The sequence below is a fragment of the Streptomyces sp. NBC_00299 genome, from assembly GCF_036173045.1.
Classification (GTDB): Bacteria; Actinomycetota; Actinomycetes; order Streptomycetales; family Streptomycetaceae; genus Streptomyces; species Streptomyces machairae.
This window is the reverse complement of record NZ_CP108039.1, coordinates 7,357,254-7,374,210: the sequence shown is the minus strand read 5'-3', so window position 1 is coordinate 7,374,210 and position 16,957 is coordinate 7,357,254. Positions and strand designations below refer to the sequence as shown.

Genomic DNA, 16,957 nt, shown 5'->3' with positions numbered 1-16,957 from the left:
AACGGGCAGGCGGGGCAAGGCACCTGACGGGCAGGAGTGTCAGTCCCGGCCCGTATCCTCAGTGACCATGCTCGAAGACCCTGCGACCGCAGCGCCCTCCCCCACAGCATGGCCGACCGCGTACCCCCAGGGGTACGCGGTCGTTGACGTGGAGACCACCGGCCTGGCCCGGGACGACCGGATAATCTCCGCGGCCGTGTACCGGCTGGACGCGCGCGGCGAGGTCGAGGACCACTGGTACACGCTGGTCAACCCGGAGCGCGACCCGGGCCCGGTCTGGATCCACGGTCTGACGAGCGAGGCACTGGAGGGCGCTCCCCTCTTCACGGACATCGCCGAGGAGTTCTCGGCCCGGCTGGACGGCCGGGTCCTCGTCGCGCACAACGCCGTCTTCGACTGGCAGATGATCGCGCGGGAGTACGCGCGCGCGGAGCGCCGGGCACCGGTGCGGCAGCGGCTGTGCACCATCGCGCTGTCGAAGGAGCTGGGCCTGCCGCTGCCCAACCACAAGCTGCAGTCGCTGGCCGCGCACTTCGGCGTCGTGCAGCAGCGCGCGCACCATGCGCTGGACGACGCGCGCGTACTCGCGGAGGCGTTCCGGCCGAGCCTGCGGGCCGCCGCGGCCGGCAGTGTGCGGCTGCCGCTGCAGGAGTGCCTGCCGCTGACCGAGTGGCGGGACACCGCGGCTGCGGCCCCCCGGATCGGCCGGCAGGCGGGCTCTCAGGGCGGCGACGGCGGCAACGGCGGGTACACCGGCTACAGCAGTTATCAGCCGACCAGTTGGCGGCCCTCCCGCAAGAGGCCCGCCTGCCCCTATCCCAACCCAGGTCGCTACGAAGACGGCAAACGGCTCAAGCAGGGCATGCGGGTCGCCTTCTCCGGAGACACGTCCATCGAGCGCGACCTGCTGGAGGACCGTGCGATCGAGGCGGGGCTGCATGTGTCGACGAGCCTGTCCCGGCTGACCAGCCTCCTCGTCACCAACGACCCGGACGCGGGCACGTCCAAGATCGTCAAGGCCCGCCAGTACGGGACACCGGTGATCGACGAGGCGGCGTTCGGCCAACTCCTGCGGGACGTGGAACCGGCGTCGGAGCGGTGACCGTACGGACGGGTGATTGCCGCGCGACTCGCCCGGAGGCGTCTCGCGCGGGCGGCGGGGACGGCTCACCCTGTGGCGCATGGCGACATGTGAAGTGTGCGGAAACGACTACGGCATGACCTTCGAGGTGCACGCGCAGGGCGCGGTGCACGTCTTCGACTGCTTTTCCTGTGCGATCCACCGCATGGCACCCATCTGCGAGCACTGCCGTGTCCAGATCATCGGGCAGGGCGTCGAGGTCGACGGTCAATGGTTCTGCGGCGCCCACTGCGCCCGCGCGGAGGGAAAGGCGGGGATCGTCGACAAGGTGTGACCCGGTACCCGCCTGAACGCACCCCACGACCGAGTTGTACGGTCGTGGGGTGTACCGCTTCCTGTTGTCCCGGCAGTGGGTGATCCTCACGCTGGTCGCCCTGCTGCTCATCCCCACGATGATCAGGCTGGGCATCTGGCAGATGCACCGCTACGAGGAGCGCAGCGCCCGGAATCAGCTGGTCTCCGACGCCCTGGGCGCCAAGCCGCTGCCCGTGGAGAAGCTGACCTCGCCGGGGCGCACGGTCACCACCAAGGAGCGGTACCGCACGGTGACCGCACAAGGCCACTTCGACGCCGACCGGGAAGTCGTGGTCAGGCGGCGCGTCAACTCCGACGAAGAGGTCGGCTTCCACGTCCTCACCCCCTTCGTCCTGGCGGACGGCAAGGTGCTGCTGGTCAACCGCGGCTGGATCCCCGCGGACGGGCCCAGCCAGACGGCCTTCCCCAAGGTGCCTGCGCCGCCGAGCGGCCGTGTCACGGTGACCGGGCGGCTGATGCCCGACGAGACGACCGAGGCGAGCGGGATCAAGAACCTCAAGGGGCTTCCCGACCGGCAGGTCATGCTGATCAACAGCGGTCAGGAGGCCCGGCGTCTCGACGCGTCGGTGCTCGGGGGGTACGTCGTTCAGACGACTCCCGAGCCTGCGGGGGATACGCCGGAGCTGATCGGCAAGCCGGGCAACGAGAACGCTCCGCTGAACTACGCGTATGCCCTGCAGTGGTGGCTGTTCGCTGCGGGGGTGCCGGTCGGATGGCTGGTCCTGGCTCGTCGGGAGGCCCGAGAGCGGCAGGCCGCGGAGTCGGAGAAGTCGTCGTCGGAGACGGAGCCGGTGGCCGTGTAGTGCCCGGCGCGGCGGAGGCCTTCCCGCCCCCGCCCGATCGGTGCAGCCCGTCGAGCGTGTGCGAGTCAGTTGGGGGTGTCGCGCCCTCGTGGCGGAGCCGCATACCGATACGGCCCCGCGCCCCTCACGACCGGGCCCCACCAGGTGCTCACCGGGCTGCTCGGGCACGTGGAGCCGGGACTCCTCGTACCACCGCGCCCCGGCCGATCCGGGCGTGATCTTCTCCGGCACCGGCTCCCCGGCAGCCGGATCACTCCCGCGGCCCCACCCCTGATTGGCCCATCGGCCCTTGGGGAACCCGCACTTGCGTGCCCCAGCGAATCGAGGACTACGCCCTCATCGGCGACGAGCAGACTGCCGCCCTGGTAGGCAGAGACGGTTCCGTCGACTGGCTGTGCCTGCCCCGCTTCGACTCGGGGGCCTGCTTCGCCAAGCTCCTCGGCGACAAGGACAACGGCAACTGGCGCATCGCCCCCAAGCACGCCAAGGGCCCATGCACCCGACGCGCCTACCGCCGGGACACCCTGGTGCTGGACACCGAGTGGGAGACCGACGAGGGCGCGATCCGCGTCACGGACCTGATGCCCCAACGCGACCGGGCGCCCGACCTCGTACGCATCGTGGAGGGCCTCAGCGGCCGCGTCACCGTGCGCAGCACCCTGCGGCTGCGCTTCGACTACGGCTCGGTCGTCCCCTGGGTGCGCGAGTCCGACGGGCACCGGGTGGCCGTCGCCGGCCCGGACTCGGCGTGGCTGCGCAGCGAACCCGAGGTGCGCACCTGGGGCAGGAACTTCGGTACGCACTCGGAGTTCACGGTCGAGAAGGGCGAGAAGGTCGCGTTCGTCCTGACCTGGCACCCCTCGCACGAGCCGCGCCCGCCGCTCGTCGACCCGTACGAGGCCTTGCGCAGCAGCGTCCGGGACTGGCGGAAGTGGGTGGGGCACTGCCGTTATGACGGGCCGTACCGCGACGAGGTCGTGCGCTCCCTGATCACCCTCAAGGCCCTCACCTACCGGCCGACCGGCGGCATCGTCGCCGCCCCCACCACCTCGCTCCCCGAGGAGATCGGCGGCGTCCGCAACTGGGACTACCGCCACTGCTGGCTGCGCGACTCCACCCTCACCCTGAACGTGGGCCTGTCGGCGGGCTACCGGGAGGAGGCGGAGGCCTGGCGCGACTGGCTGCTGCGCGCGGTCGCCGGCGACCCGGCCGACCTGCAGATCATGTACGGCCTGGCGGGCGAGCGGCGGCTGCCCGAGTTCGAGGTGCCGTGGCTGTCCGGGTTCGCCGGGTCCACCCCCGTACGCGTCGGCAATCAGGCCGTGAACCAGCTCCAGTTGGACGTGTACGGCGAGGTGATGGACACGCTGGCGCTGGCCCGGGAGGCGGGACTGTCGACCAAGCCGCACATCTGGGCGATTCAGGCCGCCCTCGTCGACTGGCTGCGCACGGCGTGGCGGCAGCCCGACGAGGGGCTGTGGGAGGTGCGCGGCGGCCGCCGGCACTTCGTGCACTCGAAGGTGATGGTGTGGGTGGCCGCGGACCGGGCGGTGCGCAGCCTGGAGAAGAACCCGAAGCTGGACGGCGACCTCGACGGCTGGCGCGAGTTCCGCGACGAGGTGCACCGCGAGGTGTGCGAGAAGGGCTACGACGCCGAGCGGAACACCTTCACGCAGTCCTACGGCTCCTCCGAACTCGACGCCGCGCTGCTGCTGATCCCGCGCGTGGGCTTCCTGCCGCCCGAGGACCCGCGCGTCGTCGGCACCATCAACGCGGTCCGCGCCGAGCTCAGCCATCAGGGCTTCCTGCGCCGCTACAGCACCGACGGGACCGCCGTCGACGGGCTGCCCGGCGGCGAGGGAACCTTCCTGGCCTGCTCCTTCTGGCTGGCGGAGGCGCTGCACATGACGGGTCGTACGCAGGAGGCACGCGAGCTGTTCGACCGGCTCGTCGGGCTCACCAACGACGTGGGTCTGCTGGCCGAGGAGTACGACCCCGTGTCCGGACACCAGCTCGGCAACTTCCCGCAGGCCTTCAGCCACATCGGCCTGGTGAACACCGCCCTCGCCCTGTTCGGGGGCGACGGGGCAGGATAGGAACCATGGATCTTGGACTGAAGGACCGGGTGTACGTCGTCACGGGGGCCACGCGCGGGCTGGGCAACGCGGCGGCGCGTGAGCTGGTGGCCGACGGGGCGAAGGTCGTCGTGACCGGCAGGGACAAGGAGCGGGTCGCCGCCGCGGCGGCCGAGCTGGGGCCGAACGCCGTCGGGGTCGCCGTCGACAACGCCGAAGCGGATGCCGCGGCACGTCTGATCGCTGCCGCGCGGGATGCCTTCGGCGGGTTCGACGGCGTCCTCATCAGCGTGGGCGGGCCGCCCGCCGGGTTCGTCGCGGACAACACGGACGAGCAGTGGCAGGCCGCCTTCGAGTCGGTGTTCCTCGGGGCTGTGCGGCTGGCCAGGACGGCGGCGGAGGAACTTCGCGAGGGCGGCGTCATCGGGTTCGTGCTGTCCGCGTCGGTGCACGAGCCGCTGCCGGGGCTGACCATTTCGAACGGGCTGCGGCCGGGGCTCGCCGGATTCGCCAAGTCGCTTGCGGACGAATTGGGGCCGCGGGGAATTCGGGTCGTGGGATTGCTGCCGTCACGGATCGACACGGACCGCGTACGCGAGCTGGACGGCCTGTCGGCCGACCCGGAGGCAACGCGGACCGCCAACGAATCGCGGATTCCGTTGCGGCGGTACGGGACCCCGGACGAGTTCGGGCGTGCGGCGGCCTTCTTGCTGTCTCCGGCCGCGTCCTACCTGACGGGAATCATGCTGCCGGTGGACGGCGGCATGCGGCACGGGTTCTAACTCACCCTTTCCGCACCGTGCTTGACGCCCCGCAGACGGACCTCCGTCGGCAGTGACGCGAGGCCCGCCGAATTACGGGCGTGGCCCAGCGCCTGTGTGGTGAGCTCGTTCAGGGCGGTCCCGGGATCCACGTGCGGTTCCAGCCGGAGGCGCACCCGGGTCTCGGGGGCGCGGCGCCTGCCCGTCAGGTGGACGCGGGCCCGCTGGACGCCCTCCAGACCTGTCGCCTCGCTCGCGAGGACGCTCTCCAGGGCCCGGCCCCGCAGCAGTGCGCCCTCGCCGTCGCCGGTGTCGACCAGGACCTCGGCGAGGCGGTGCCGGCGCAGGACCGAGGTCAGCCACCACAGGGCGAGCAGCATCAGGACGGCCAGCGCGGCGATCACTACAGGCCACCACCAGCCGTCGTCCCGCCACCGCGTGCGTTCGGCGTCGCTGAGCAGGACGTCGTGCCGGCTGTCGTGGATCCACCAGGACGGGGGATCCAGCCCGAGCCCGACGGCGAGTACGGACCCGCCGATCACGAGCAGCACGAGCCCGACGAGCCCGATCAGTACCCGGTTGACCACCCTGAGCACGGCCCTCACCCCTTCCGTCCGGGCCGCCGCACATGCACCGACAGCGATGGCGGGCGGGCCAGTCCGAGGCCCCTGATCGCGTCGGCGAGCGTGGCGTCCAGGTCGGCGCGTACGTCGTCCAGTTCACGGAAGTGCGACATGGCGCGGACGTCGGCCCGGGACCTGCGCACCCGTACCCGTACCGACTGGACCCCGGAGACCTCCATGGCCCGGTCGCGCAGGACCAGGGCGGCGAGGTCGCGGTGGAGTCCGGCGCGGACGTCGGGGTGGGCGCGCCGCATCGGCAGTACGGACCGCAGGCCCGGCGTGACGGCCAGGACGAACAGCCACAGGCCGAGCACTGCGGCGACGCCAGCGCCGACGAGCACCCAGATGTCGTCGAGGGGGCGCTCGGCGAGTTGCTCAGCCAGTCCCCTGCGCCAGCGCATGGCGGGCCGGTCGGCGCGCACGGACACGATGTCGTAGAGGAACATGCCCGCGACGAACAGCAGCACAAGCGCCGTGATCGCGGCCGGGATCCGACGCGCCGACCAGAAGCGGCGTGCACCGCGGCCCTTCTCGTCGACCGGGGGCGGGGCGTCGTAGGCCGCCGCCGACGCCGACTGGTCGAGGGTGGCGGCTTCGGCCTCCTTCTCGATGACCGGCAGTCTCTGTGTGGTGCCCTCGGAACCCTGGGACTCGCTCATCGCGTCCTCCCCTGTGCCGCGCCCGGTCGGGGCGCCGGGTGCAGCCGCTCCACATGCACGGCGACCTCCGGCACCTCCATGCCCACCAACGCGCCTACCCGCTCGACGACGTGCCGACGCACGGTCGCGCACCGGGAGCCGATGTCCGTGGGGTAGTCGAGTTCCAGGTGGACGAGGACCCGTGCGGTCTCGTGGTGCACGACGACGTTGGCATGCGGCCGGGCGGCGTCCTTGGCGAGCTCCCCCACCGCCTCGCGCGCAGCCTGTGAGGCGACCTTCGCCACGACCCGGTCCGCGATCCGGGTCGCCCCGCGCTCGCCCGCAGGGACGGCGGTGAGGGGTGTGCCGGGTTCACTGGCCCCCGCACTCACGGTCGTCACCGCCGCCGTTCGTCACGACGCCGGAAGAAGTCACCGAGCTCGTACTCCCCCTCGGAGAACCACCCGACGACGAAGCCGGCGGCGCCCAGTGCCGCCACCAGCAGGAAGGCGCCGAATCCGCCGAAGTACCCGGCGAAGCCCAGTGCCATGCCGGCGATCATGCCAACCACGGCCATGCTCATGCTGCGCTCCTCAGCTCCTCAGCCGCTGCCCGGCCACTGCGTTGTCGGATCGCCGGCGCCTCACTGGATCCGACGCTCCTCTTCTTCTTCCTCTTCCTCCGGAAGCTTCACATCGCTCACCGCGATGTTGACCTCGACGACTTCGAGGCCGGTCATCCGCTCGACGGCGTTGATCACGTTCTCGCGGACGTCCCGCGCCACGTCGGCGATCGACACGCCGTACTCGACGACGATCTCCAGGTCGAGCGCGGCCTGCACCTCGCCAACCTCGACCTTCACCCCACGCGACACCGATTTCGTCGTGCCGCCGGGCACCCGGTCGCGCACGGCCCCGAAGGTCCGCGAGATACCGCTGCCCATGGCGTGCACACCGTCCACATCGCGTGCGGCCATCCCGGCGATCTTCTCCACGACGCCGTCGGCAATGGAGGTCCGGCCGCGGGCACCGGGTTCTCCCCCGCCACGCTTTGTCACCTGGCTCTTGCGTGTGCTGAGGGCGTCGCCCTCCGTCCGCCGGTCCTGCTCCGTGGTCTCAGTCATGGCCGTTCGTCCTTTTCGGTCGTCGTCCCTTGACCACCGTAAGCACGGTTACGCGATTGCGCCCCAGGGATGCGGCAGGCTGGAGGAATGACGAAGACGGACAGGTGGACGCAGGCGGTCCGGCAGCAGCTGGGGCTCGGCAGGCTGCTGCCCCTGGGCGGCGCACGCGACGGCGCGTGGATCTCCGAGAGGGCGGCCGAGGCGGTGCTGCGGAGCGCGGCCGAGGACATGCGCGGGGTACGGCTGGACGCGCTCCGGATCGGGCTCACCGACCCGGAGGACACGCAGGAGGCGGCCGTACCGCCGCCGCCGAGCGCGCTGCCACCGGGCCCCCTGCGGGTGACGGTGGACTTCGCGGCGACGGCGGCCGAGGCGCTGCCCACGACGGCGCAACGGCTGCGCGACGTGCTGGCCGGCACAGCCGCTGAACGGCTGGGCCTGACGGTGACCGAGGTGGATCTGCGTGTGACGGCCCTGCTCGACGAGGACACCGAACCCGCTCCCGTGCCCCAGCCCGAGCCGGCGCAGGCCGCGAAGCTCGTGGGCCCCGACGAGGAGCGCGTCGCCGCCGCGGCCCTGGCGGTCCCGGGGGTGATCCAACTGACGGGCGCCCTGGGCGGGTTGAACCGTGCGGTGCACATCGAGGAGCGGCAGGACGAGGCCGCCCTGCCGCGCCGGCACGTACGCGTGGAGATTGCCGTGCGCGCGGACCGCCGGACGGTGGAGGTGGCCCGGGAGGTCCGCGAGTGGGTGGGAGAGGCGCTGGCGGATCGCCCGACGGTGGCGGTGCTGATCACAGCCGTCAGTTGATCAGCACATGACCGCTCAGCACATGACTGATCGGCGCATGGCTTATTCGCCGAGGCCGGCCAGATCCCGCAGCCGTCGCGCCTGCGCGGCCCGCTCGGCACCGCGCTGCTCGTCGTAGGTACGGTCCACGGCACCATGAAGCAGCGCCTTGGTCTCGATCACGGCGTCCCGAGGCGCGGCGACGATCGCCGCCGCCAGATCGCGTACGGCGTCGTCGAGTTGGTCCGCGGGCACGGCGAGGTTGGCCAGCCCGCTGCTGACGGCCTCCTCGGCCAGCACGAAGCGACCCGTCACGCAGATCTCCAGCGCACGGCCGTATCCGACCAGCCCGACCAGCGGGTGCGTACCCGTCAGGTCCGGCACCAGCCCGAGGCTGGTCTCACGCATGGCGAACTGCACGTCGTCAGCGACGACGCGCACGTCACAGGCGAGCGCGAGCTGGAAGCCCGCCCCGATGGCATGCCCCTGTACGGCGGCGATGGACACGACGTCGTTACGCCGCCACCAGGTGAAGCCCTCCTGGAACTCGGCGATGACAGCGTCGAGTTCACCGTCGCTGCTGCGCGCGAGGTCGATGAACGAGGGCTCGCCCTCGATCCCGTCCGGCGTGAACATCTGCCGGTCGAGCCCAGCGGAGAAGGACTTGCCCTCACCGCGCAGCACAACGACCCGCACGCTGCCCGGCACGGCCCGCCCGGCCTCGGCGAGCGTCCGCCACATGGCGGGGCTCTGCGCATTGCGCTTGTCCGGGTTCGACAGCGTCACCGTGGCGATCGCGCCGTCAACGGTGAGCCGTACGCCGTTCTTGTCGAGCAGGGGAGCGAGTTCCTGGTCGGGCGAAGCCATGGGGCGCCTCCGATGAGTGCGGTCATCATGGGATGCCCGGAAGGGCACCCCCTAAGTGACTGCACAGTAACCACCCGGCCGATCAGTCGACCGACCGGGTGGTCACCATCGAAGCCGATGGGCCGCCCGGTGTCAGCCGGTCGCCTTCTTGCCTCGTGTCGCGCCACCACGCCCACGAAGCGTGACGCCCGACTCGCTGAGCATCCGGTGTACGAAGCCATACGAGCGGCCGGTTTCCTCGGCCAGTGCCCGAATGCTCGCACCGGAGTCGTACTTCTTCTTCAGGTCTGCCGCGAGCTTGTCGCGCGCGGCGCCGGTTACCCGGCTGCCCTTCTTCAGAGTCTCGGCCACCCGTGCCTCCTCATGGGAAGTGCGCTCTGGTCTCCTCATGATCACCCCTCCGGGGCTTCATGGCCACCCATTCGGCAAGGTCCGTGAGACATGGTTGTGACGACAGGAGCGCATCCCCACATGCGGAATCTGTGATTCCGGGAGAATGTTGTCCGTACGGCCGAACGGGTTCTTTTACGAACTCCCAGGTCAGCGTCGTGAAACGGCCGAGCCCTTGTCGATAAAGGACTCGGCCGCGAAATCGATGTAGTACACACCTCGGTACGAGGAGATCTCACACAGATGATGGATCACCGATAGGCCGAATGATCCATACGCCGTTGATCACGCATTCGATCAAGCGAGGGCGACGAGATCCGCGTAGTCGGCGCCCCACAGGTCCTCGACACCGTCCGGCAGCAGAATGATCCGCTCCGGCTGGAGCGCCTCGACGGCACCCTCGTCGTGGGTGACGAGCACGACCGCGCCCTTGTAGGTGCGCAGCGCGCCGAGGATCTCCTCGCGGCTGGCCGGGTCGAGGTTGTTGGTCGGCTCGTCGAGGAGCAGGACGTTCGCCGACGACACCACGAGGGTGGCGAGGGCGAGGCGGGTCTTCTCGCCGCCGGAGAGGACACTGGCGGGCTTGTCGACGTCGTCGCCGGAGAACAGGAACGAGCCGAGCACCTTGCGGACCTCGACGAGGTCCATGTCGGGGGCGGCGGAGCGCATGTTCTCCAGGACGGTGCGGTCGGCGTCCAGGGTCTCGTGCTCCTGGGCGTAGTAGCCGACCTTGAGGCCGTGGCCGGGGATGACGGCGCCGGTGTCCGGCTGCTCGACGCCGGCGAGAAGCCTCAACAGGGTCGTCTTTCCAGCGCCGTTGAGGCCGAGGATGACGACCCTCGACCCCTTGTCGATGGCCAGGTCGACGTCGGTGAAGATCTCCAGGGAGCCGTACGACTTCGACAGGCCCTCCGCGGTCAGGGGGGTCTTGCCGCAGGGCGCGGGCTCGGGGAAGCGGAGCTTGGCGACCTTGTCCTGCATGCGTACCGCTTCGAGGCCGGCGAGGAGCTTGTCGGCCCGCTTGGCCATGTTCTGAGCGGCCACCGTCTTGGTCGCCTTGGCACGCATCTTGTCGGCCTGCGAGTGCAGCGCGGCGGCCTTCTTCTCGGCGTTCTGGCGCTCGCGCTTGCGGCGCTTCTCGTCGGCCTCGCGCTGCTGCTGGTAGAGCTTCCAGCCCATGTTGTAGATGTCGATCTGGGCGCGGTTGGCGTCCAGGTAGAACACCTTGTTGACGACCGTGTCGACCAGGTCGACGTCGTGGGAGATCACGATGAAGCCGCCGCGATACGTCTTCAGGTAGTCGCGCAGCCAGACGATCGAGTCGGCGTCGAGGTGGTTCGTCGGCTCGTCGAGCAGCAGGGTGTCCGCGTCCGAGAACAGGATGCGGGACAGCTCGATACGGCGGCGCTGACCGCCGGAGAGGGTGTGCAGCGGCTGGCCGAGCACCCGGTCGGGCAGGTTCAGCGCGGCGGCGATGGTGGCGGCCTCGGCCTCGGCGGAGTACCCGCCCTTGGTGAGGAACTCCGTCTCCTGGCGCTCGTACTGCCGGAGGGCCTTCTCGCGGGTGGCGCCCTGGCCGTTGGCGATGCGCTGTTCGTTGTCGCGCATCTTGCGGATCAGTACGTCCAGGCCGCGCGCGGAGAGGATGCGGTCCCGGGCGAGGACGTCGAGGTCGCCGGTGCGGGGGTCCTGCGGGAGGTAGCCGACCTCGCCGGAGCGGGTGATGGTGCCGCCGGCGGGGATGCCCTCGCCTGCGAGGCACTTGGTGAGGGTGGTCTTGCCGGCGCCGTTGCGGCCGACGAGGCCGATGCGGTCGCCCTTGGCGACGCGGAAGGTCGCGGACTCGATGAGGACGCGCGCACCGGCGCGCAGCTCGATACCGGAGGCGGAGATCACGGACAGACTCCAGGGCGGGGTTGGTGGCGGGATGGGCGGCTGAGGACGTTCCCGCCGTCTAGTGCGCGAGGAGAATGGCCATGAGGCCAGTCTAACGGGGCCGTGCAACCACTTTTTCTGGGTTCACGTGTTCGGGCCGCGGCTCGCCGCCCTCTTCGCCGACTTCGTTGCCGAGCGGTCGGCGGTGCGGGGTGATCCGCCCCAGGTCGTCCACGGCGATGACCTGCGCGGTCCAGGCCGCGTGGGTGCAGGGCTGGGCGAGGAGGAGCGACTTGCCGTGACGTACGGCACGTGCGGGCTCGAAGGCACAGCCCTCGCGGGCGGGCAGCACCCAGCGCAGGTCGCCGTCGGCGATGCGGTACGCGGCGACGCGGTGCGGCGTGACGACGGCGAGCATGCCGCGGCCGAGGTAACGCAGGACGCCGGTGCCGCCATGGGCCGGCAGCCACTCGCCGGCCGCGGGCAGGGTGCGGTGCCAGCGCACCGAGCGGCCGTCCGTGGCGGTGACCATGCCGTCGTCCCAGAGCGTGATCGCCTCCCCGCGCGCGTGGAGCGACGTGAGCGGCCGGCGGCCTTCGCGGGTGTAGCGCCACAGGGGGGCGCCGGTGACGGGGTGGTGGGCCTCGATGGCCGCTCCGCGCCTGCGCAGGGGCGTCGCCGACGGCTGCGGCTGCTCTGGGGCGGTCGCGTGGCCCACGCGCGCGTGGGCGGCCGCGTGGACGGTGAGGTGGTCGCCGTAGGGGGCGGGGCGGGCGTGGTGGGCGATCGCGAGGAGCGGGGGCGCGAGGAGGAGCGCGAGAAGCGTCGGCAGCAGGCGGGAGCGGGTGGCTGCGGCGGACTTGGGGGCGGCGGACTTGGGGGCGGCGGACTTGGGGGCGGCGGATTTGGGGGCGGCGGCGCCGGGAGCCGGGGGCGCTTCGCCGCCTTCACCGCTGTCACCGCCTTCGGTCGCACCGACCGGCTGAGCGGCCACCACGCCCCCTCGTCTCAAAGGCCCGGTCCGCTTCCCGCGGATCAGCGCAGAGCGTAGCCACGCGCGACGCCGGTGGCCGGTGCTTGCCGTCGGGACACGGCAAGGGCACTCGGGCCTGTCCCCCGCTTGGCGGCTTCGGTTCACGGGCCGTTGTCAGTGGTCGCTGCAAGACTGGGCAGCGGGTCGGTTCTCCGGCGGTCGACAGCGCTGGACCACGGAGATGGATCACGGAGATGGATCACTGCGATGGATCACGAAGGAGTGATCGGTATGGCAGGCACGAGCGGTGGGCGTCCGAGCATCTACCCCAAGCTGCTGTACGCGGACGCGAAGGCGGCGATCAAGCAGCTCACGGAGGCCTTCGGGTTCACGGCGCCGGCCGTGTACGAGGGCGAGGACGGCTCGGTGGCGCACGCCGAGCTGGCGCAGGGCAACGGCGCTGTGATGCTCGGTTCCAAGGGCACCGGCAGCGCCTTCGACAAGGTGATGACGGACGCGGGCACGACCGGGGTGTACGTCGTCGTGGACGACGTCGACGCACACCACCGGCGGGCCGTGGAGCAGGGCGCGGAGATCCTGATGCCCCCGACGGACCAGGACTACGGCTCGCGGGACTACATGGCCCGGGACATCGAGGGCAATGTGTGGAGCTTCGGCACCTACGCCCCCGAGATCAAGGGCTGAGCACCGGGCCGGCTCAGCTCCCCCCGGTGTGCACCTGGAAGGCGGCGCGGCGTACGGCCTTGGCGAGGGCGGGGTCGGGGTGTGCGGCGGCCAGCGCGACCAGGACCTGCACGGTGCGGGGGTGGCCGACGGCGCGCACCTCGTCGAGGAGCGCGGGCACGGTCGGCTGCACCGAGGACTCCAGGTGCCGTACGAGCATGGGGGCCTCGCCGTGGTCGGCGACGGCGGCGGCGGTGTCGACCCACAGCCAGGTGGCCTCGTCCCGGGTGAGCACCTCGTGGGCGTCCTCGGGGTCGATGCCGTCGTGCTCGGCCAGCCACAGCAGGGCGTACGGGCGCAGGGTCGGCTGGTCGAGGACGGCACGCACGTCGGGCTCGGCGGGGGCGCCGACGACACGCAGCGCCTCGAAGGCGAGGCCGCGCAGGAGGGCGTCGTCGCCGCGGGCGGCGCCGAGCAGTTCGCTGACGGCGCTGACCACGGGGCGGGCGGCGAGCCAGGCGCGGTATTCGTCGCGGGCGGCGTTCGGGCGGAGCTGGGCGCAGCCGCGGAGCATCGCTTCGGCGGACTGCTCGATGTTCCCGGCGGGGCTCTGCGCGGCGACGCAGATCTGCTCCAGCTTGACCCAGACCGCCCAGCTGCCGAGCGGGGTGAGGGTGGCCTGGCCGTCGCCGCAGGTGAGGGCGCCCACGGAGGCGAGGGCGTGCAGGGCCCAGTCGAGGAGCGGGGCGAGGGGCGTGTCCTCGGCGGCCCTGGCTTCGGCGGCCAGGGCTTCGGCGGCCGGCGCGGGCTGGGGGCCGTAGGGGATCTCGCACCGCTCGGTGCGCAGCTCGGTGACGCGCTGCTCCAGCAGGTCCAGGAGCTGCTCCACGGGGACGGGCCCGGCGGACAGCTGAAGGAAGGAGAGCACCTGGGGCAGCGCCGAGACGACGTCCGCCACGGCACCGTGCTCGTGCTGCTCGGGTTCCGGGTGGGCGAGCGACCAGGCGTCGAAGAGGGCGACCCAGCCGCGCAGCACGGCGCTGTCGTCGCGGTCCCAGGCACGCAGGCGCCAGCCGGGCCGGGCGCTGTCGCCGTGCACCTCGACGAGTCCGGCCAGGCGGGCGGTGTCCCAGTCGGCGCGGACCTGAGTCACGGTCAGGCCGAGGTCGCGGGCCGCGCGTTCGGCGGTCGCCTCGGAGAGGGTGCCTTTGCCGTCGGAGCCGGCGCTGTCGCGGCCGGGGCCCAGCGCGGTGTCGGCCCAGTGGGCGACGCGGGCCGCGGCGGCCAGACCGGAGCGAGCCATTCTGGCCAGCTCCGACTGGGCCGGTGTGCCCTCCGGGGGGCGCGGTGCGGGGCGGCGGGGGCGCCGCTGGTTCACAGCTCGTGGGGCGGCGGCCAGGGGTCGCGGGCGGACGAGTCGAAGCCTGGAGTCGCGCGGGATACGGGACGTCACGGGTGCAGTCTTCCGGTTGACGGTCCGAAAACCCAAACGGAATGTCACGAGGGGCGACGGGGATGGCCAACGCACGGGGCCCTGCGAGCGGCAAGGGGCCGAATACTGGCCAGTGGTACGGGGTTAAACGGAATCTGTGGGACCGGTGTGGGAGGGGCGGCCCGAGGGGCGTTGCCCGGCATCACATGAGCGGTGTCAGGAAGCGGCGCAGGGTCTCCTCGTAGAACTCGGGGTCGGCGTTCCACATGGCCGCGTGGGGTGCACGGTCGACGGTCTGGAGGGCCACCAGGTTGGGGCGGGCGTCGGCCAGCCGGCGGGAGAGGCTCCAGGGGGCCACCCGGTCGTCGGGCCCGTGGAAGATCAGGGTCGGCGCGGTGAGGTCGTCGCGGGTGCCGTTGCCGCCTGCGCGGTCGGCGGTCAGGCCGGTGCGGCCCTGTGCGGCACGGACCGCGAGCGGCAGCAGCGCGCTGGGCGTGTGGCGGGCCGACGCGAGGGCGCGCAGGGTGGCCTCCCAGCTCAGGACCGGGGAGTCCAGGACGAGGCCCGAGACACGGTTGCGCAGCCCCGAGTGGGCGGCGGCGCGCAGCGCCATCGTGGCGCCGGTGGACCAGCCGAGCAGGACGAGTTGTCTGGCGCCGTACCGCACGGCGTAGCGCATGGCCGCGTCCAGGTCCCGCCACTCGGTCTCGCCGAGGTGGTTCAGGCCGTCCGGCGGGCGGGGCGCGCCGAGGTCGCCCCGGTAGGCGAGGGCGAGGACCGGGAAGTGGCGGCCGCTGAGGAACTTCATGACGTTCATGGCCTGTTCGCGGGTGGTGCCGAGGCCGTGCACCGCGATGACCCAGGTGTCCCGTGCGCCGGGGACGAACCAGGCGGGCAGGGCGCCGAGTTCGCCGGGGATGTCGACGTCGGCGTGTTCGAGGCCGAGGGCGGCGCTCGGGTTGCCGACGTACACGTTCGGGGTGAGCCAGACACTGTCGCCGGGCTGGAGGCTGCCGTGGGTGACGCGCTCCAGACGGCGTACGACGGTGTCGGCCGAGTGTTTCGCCGCGGTGAGGACGGGGCCGACGACCGCGTGCGAGCCGTCGCCGGAGAGCCCGTAGGTGCCGGGGCGCAGGGAGGCGAAGTCGCGGGTGAGCGCGATCTGGCCGGCGGCCGTGGCGTGCACGGTGAGGCGGGGTTCGGTGGGCAGGGGCCTGCCAGGGGGCGCCGTCAGGGCGGCGCCACTGGCGAACCGCCCGGCGGCGACGCTTGCGGCGCCGGCGGCCAGGGCCACGGTGACGGCAGCGGCCGTCGCTTTGACAGTGCGCACCCATCCAGTGTCCTGGCGGACGGGGGTGGCGGCCAGTGGGACGTCACTGCCGTGGGCGATGCGGGGGGATGCGGGGTCACTTCCGTGGGCTTGCGGGGTGCGTCGTGCCGGCGCGGGTCCTTCTGGGGGCTGCCGCCCCCAGACCCCCGCTGTCGGCCTGAACGGCCTCGTCCTCAAACTCCCCCAGAGGGGGTACCCCCGGACAGGCTGAAATACCTGCACCGGCATCGAGAGGTCACCCCCGCTGCCCATACCCCCGCAACCGCTGCGCCACCTCCGCCAGCTGCCCCTGCGACAGCAGCGTCGGGGACAGGCCCGGTACCGAGGACGCCGTGAGCCACAGGCGGGACATCCACTCCAGCTGGGCCGTGCGGTCGTAGGCCTGGTCCAGGGTCGTGCCGTAGGCCATCGTGCCGTGGTTCTGGAGGAGGCAGGCGGTGCGGTCGGTGAGGGCCTGGAGCATGTTCTCGGCCAACTCCTCGGTGCCGTACGTCGCATAGGGGGCAACTCGGACTGGGCCGCCGAGGGCGGCGGACATGTAGTGGATCAGCGGGAGCTCGGGCACCAGGGTCGAGACGGCCGTCGCATGGACCGCGTGGGTGTGGACGACGGCACCGGCGTCCGTGGCGCGGTAGACGGCGAGATGCATGGGGAGCTCGCTGGTCGGCACCAACGTGCCCAGGACCTGCCTGCCGTCCAGGTGGACCCCTGTCATATCTTCCGGCGTCAGGCGGTCGTACGGCACTCCCGACGGTGTGACCAGCACGGTGTCGTCGACCCGCACCGAGACGTTCCCGGACGTGCCGACGACCAGTCCGTCGGCGACGGTCCGGCGGGCCGTCGCCACGAGGACCTCCCAGGCCTCGGCCTCCTCGGGGTGCGCACTGCGGCCCCACGACTCCCCCACTTCCTGTGCGCCCTTCCGCTCGTCCCGCGCGCCCCGCCGGTCTCGCCGCTCCTCAGCCATGCGGCGATCCTGCCAGGCACGGCGGCGGCACGGCATCAAGTCGCCGCCGGGCCGGGGCACTTTAAGGGGGAAGACCGGCGTCCGGCAGGGTGCATACCGGGACATATCCCACCCCTGTCCAGCTTGGCCTGGGATCGATCAGGATTCAACGATCTTCCCGTAGCCTCTGGC

At 71.8% G+C, this 16,957-nt stretch carries 19 protein-coding genes; 7 read left to right on the top strand and 12 right to left on the bottom strand.

Features of this window, described 5'->3' with window-relative positions; translation table 11 throughout:
• The first annotated feature begins 67 nt into the window (after positions 1–67).
• From OHT51_RS32870 to OHT51_RS32850, 5 genes are all read left to right on the top strand, one after another.
• A complete protein-coding gene (locus OHT51_RS32870) occupies positions 68–1,102 on the top strand; it encodes a DEDDh family exonuclease (protein WP_328882540.1) in 1,035 nt (344 codons plus the stop codon).
• A 79-nt stretch (positions 1,103–1,181) separates the two neighbouring features.
• Positions 1,182–1,415, top strand: coding sequence for a hypothetical protein (locus OHT51_RS32865; protein WP_037873332.1), 234 nt, complete (start codon positions 1,182–1,184; stop codon positions 1,413–1,415).
• A 49-nt stretch (positions 1,416–1,464) separates the two neighbouring features.
• Positions 1,465–2,259: an SURF1 family cytochrome oxidase biogenesis protein gene (locus OHT51_RS32860; protein ID WP_328882539.1), complete on the top strand. Its 795-nt coding sequence runs from the start codon at positions 1,465–1,467 to the stop codon at positions 2,257–2,259.
• A gap of 308 nt (positions 2,260–2,567) precedes the next feature.
• On the top strand, positions 2,568–4,355 hold the full coding sequence (locus tag OHT51_RS32855; protein WP_328882538.1) for a glycoside hydrolase family 15 protein: 1,788 nt from the start codon (positions 2,568–2,570) through the stop codon (positions 4,353–4,355).
• 5 nt (positions 4,356–4,360) lie between these two features.
• Complete coding sequence (locus OHT51_RS32850) at positions 4,361–5,116, top strand: SDR family oxidoreductase (protein WP_328882537.1); 756 nt, start codon at positions 4,361–4,363, stop codon at positions 5,114–5,116.
• Here the strand turns inward: OHT51_RS32850 and amaP are convergent.
• Genes amaP through OHT51_RS32825 form a run of 5 tightly spaced genes read right to left on the bottom strand, consistent with a single transcriptional unit; the run spans position 5,113 to position 7,479 of the window.
• Entirely contained in the window at positions 5,113–5,700 is a 588-nt protein-coding gene (gene amaP, locus OHT51_RS32845; RefSeq protein ID WP_328882536.1) for an alkaline shock response membrane anchor protein AmaP, read from the bottom strand. The two genes, OHT51_RS32850 and amaP, sit on opposite strands and share 4 nt — an antisense overlap.
• Positions 5,697–6,377, bottom strand: a complete 681-nt coding sequence (locus tag OHT51_RS32840; RefSeq protein ID WP_328882535.1) for a DUF6286 domain-containing protein — start codon at positions 6,375–6,377, stop codon at positions 5,697–5,699. Before OHT51_RS32840 ends, amaP begins: the two co-directional genes overlap by 4 nt.
• The gene (locus tag OHT51_RS32835) at positions 6,374–6,748 is read right to left on the bottom strand and encodes an Asp23/Gls24 family envelope stress response protein (RefSeq protein ID WP_443052742.1); all 375 of its coding nucleotides are present in this window, start codon (positions 6,746–6,748) and stop codon (positions 6,374–6,376) included. Before OHT51_RS32835 ends, OHT51_RS32840 begins: the two co-directional genes overlap by 4 nt.
• A gap of 5 nt (positions 6,749–6,753) precedes the next feature.
• Positions 6,754–6,939, bottom strand: coding sequence for a hypothetical protein (locus OHT51_RS32830; protein ID WP_328882533.1), 186 nt, complete (start codon positions 6,937–6,939; stop codon positions 6,754–6,756).
• A gap of 60 nt (positions 6,940–6,999) precedes the next feature.
• Entirely contained in the window at positions 7,000–7,479 is a 480-nt protein-coding gene (locus tag OHT51_RS32825) for an Asp23/Gls24 family envelope stress response protein (protein WP_328882532.1), read from the bottom strand.
• Between the two features lie 87 nt (positions 7,480–7,566).
• On the opposite strand from OHT51_RS32825, the gene OHT51_RS32820 reads away from it, so the two are divergent.
• Positions 7,567–8,289, top strand: coding sequence for a nucleopolyhedrovirus P10 family protein (locus tag OHT51_RS32820; RefSeq protein ID WP_328882531.1), 723 nt, complete (start codon positions 7,567–7,569; stop codon positions 8,287–8,289).
• 42 nt (positions 8,290–8,331) lie between these two features.
• Here OHT51_RS32820 and OHT51_RS32815 read toward each other — a convergent pair whose 3' ends face one another.
• The 4 genes from OHT51_RS32815 to OHT51_RS32800 form a co-directional block, all read right to left on the bottom strand.
• Positions 8,332–9,135, bottom strand: a complete 804-nt coding sequence (locus tag OHT51_RS32815) for an enoyl-CoA hydratase/isomerase family protein (RefSeq protein WP_328882530.1) — start codon at positions 9,133–9,135, stop codon at positions 8,332–8,334.
• Positions 9,136–9,267: 132 nt separating this feature from the next.
• On the bottom strand, positions 9,268–9,486 hold the full coding sequence (locus OHT51_RS32810; protein WP_328428641.1) for a helix-turn-helix domain-containing protein: 219 nt from the start codon (positions 9,484–9,486) through the stop codon (positions 9,268–9,270).
• 336 nt (positions 9,487–9,822) lie between these two features.
• Entirely contained in the window at positions 9,823–11,421 is a 1,599-nt protein-coding gene (locus OHT51_RS32805) for an ABC-F family ATP-binding cassette domain-containing protein (protein ID WP_328882529.1), read from the bottom strand.
• A gap of 91 nt (positions 11,422–11,512) precedes the next feature.
• On the bottom strand, positions 11,513–12,394 hold the full coding sequence (locus tag OHT51_RS32800) for a hypothetical protein (RefSeq protein WP_328882528.1): 882 nt from the start codon (positions 12,392–12,394) through the stop codon (positions 11,513–11,515).
• Between the two features lie 270 nt (positions 12,395–12,664).
• On the opposite strand from OHT51_RS32800, the gene OHT51_RS32795 reads away from it, so the two are divergent.
• Entirely contained in the window at positions 12,665–13,078 is a 414-nt protein-coding gene (locus tag OHT51_RS32795; protein ID WP_328882527.1) for a VOC family protein, read from the top strand.
• A gap of 13 nt (positions 13,079–13,091) precedes the next feature.
• Here OHT51_RS32795 and OHT51_RS32790 read toward each other — a convergent pair whose 3' ends face one another.
• From OHT51_RS32790 to OHT51_RS32780, 3 genes are all read right to left on the bottom strand, one after another.
• The gene (locus OHT51_RS32790; protein WP_443052623.1) at positions 13,092–14,360 is read right to left on the bottom strand and encodes a hypothetical protein; all 1,269 of its coding nucleotides are present in this window, start codon (positions 14,358–14,360) and stop codon (positions 13,092–13,094) included.
• Between the two features lie 331 nt (positions 14,361–14,691).
• Complete coding sequence (locus OHT51_RS32785; RefSeq protein ID WP_328882525.1) at positions 14,692–15,819, bottom strand: alpha/beta hydrolase; 1,128 nt, start codon at positions 15,817–15,819, stop codon at positions 14,692–14,694.
• A 235-nt stretch (positions 15,820–16,054) separates the two neighbouring features.
• Positions 16,055–16,786: a class II aldolase/adducin family protein gene (locus OHT51_RS32780; protein WP_328882524.1), complete on the bottom strand. Its 732-nt coding sequence runs from the start codon at positions 16,784–16,786 to the stop codon at positions 16,055–16,057.
• Positions 16,787–16,957 lie beyond the last annotated feature (171 nt).

What these genes read in the sequence shown, in the direction of transcription:
- OHT51_RS32870 (WP_328882540.1), top strand. Translation starts at nt 68, where the DNA reads ATGCTCGAAGACCCTGCGACCGCAGCGCCCTCCCCCACAGCATGGCCG.
- OHT51_RS32865 (WP_037873332.1), top strand. Translation starts at nt 1,182, where the DNA reads ATGGCGACATGTGAAGTGTGCGGAAACGACTACGGCATGACCTTCGAG.
- OHT51_RS32850 (WP_328882537.1), top strand. Translation starts at nt 4,361, where the DNA reads ATGGATCTTGGACTGAAGGACCGGGTGTACGTCGTCACGGGGGCCACG.
- OHT51_RS32840 (WP_328882535.1), bottom strand. Translation starts at nt 6,377, where the DNA reads ATGAGCGAGTCCCAGGGTTCCGAGGGCACCACACAGAGACTGCCGGTC.
- OHT51_RS32830 (WP_328882533.1), bottom strand. Translation starts at nt 6,939, where the DNA reads ATGAGCATGGCCGTGGTTGGCATGATCGCCGGCATGGCACTGGGCTTC.
- OHT51_RS32825 (WP_328882532.1), bottom strand. Translation starts at nt 7,479, where the DNA reads ATGACTGAGACCACGGAGCAGGACCGGCGGACGGAGGGCGACGCCCTC.
- OHT51_RS32820 (WP_328882531.1), top strand. Translation starts at nt 7,567, where the DNA reads ATGACGAAGACGGACAGGTGGACGCAGGCGGTCCGGCAGCAGCTGGGG.
- OHT51_RS32815 (WP_328882530.1), bottom strand. Translation starts at nt 9,135, where the DNA reads ATGGCTTCGCCCGACCAGGAACTCGCTCCCCTGCTCGACAAGAACGGC.
- OHT51_RS32795 (WP_328882527.1), top strand. Translation starts at nt 12,665, where the DNA reads ATGGCAGGCACGAGCGGTGGGCGTCCGAGCATCTACCCCAAGCTGCTG.
- OHT51_RS32790 (WP_443052623.1), bottom strand. Translation starts at nt 14,360, where the DNA reads ATGGCTCGCTCCGGTCTGGCCGCCGCGGCCCGCGTCGCCCACTGGGCC.
- OHT51_RS32780 (WP_328882524.1), bottom strand. Translation starts at nt 16,786, where the DNA reads ATGGCTGAGGAGCGGCGAGACCGGCGGGGCGCGCGGGACGAGCGGAAG.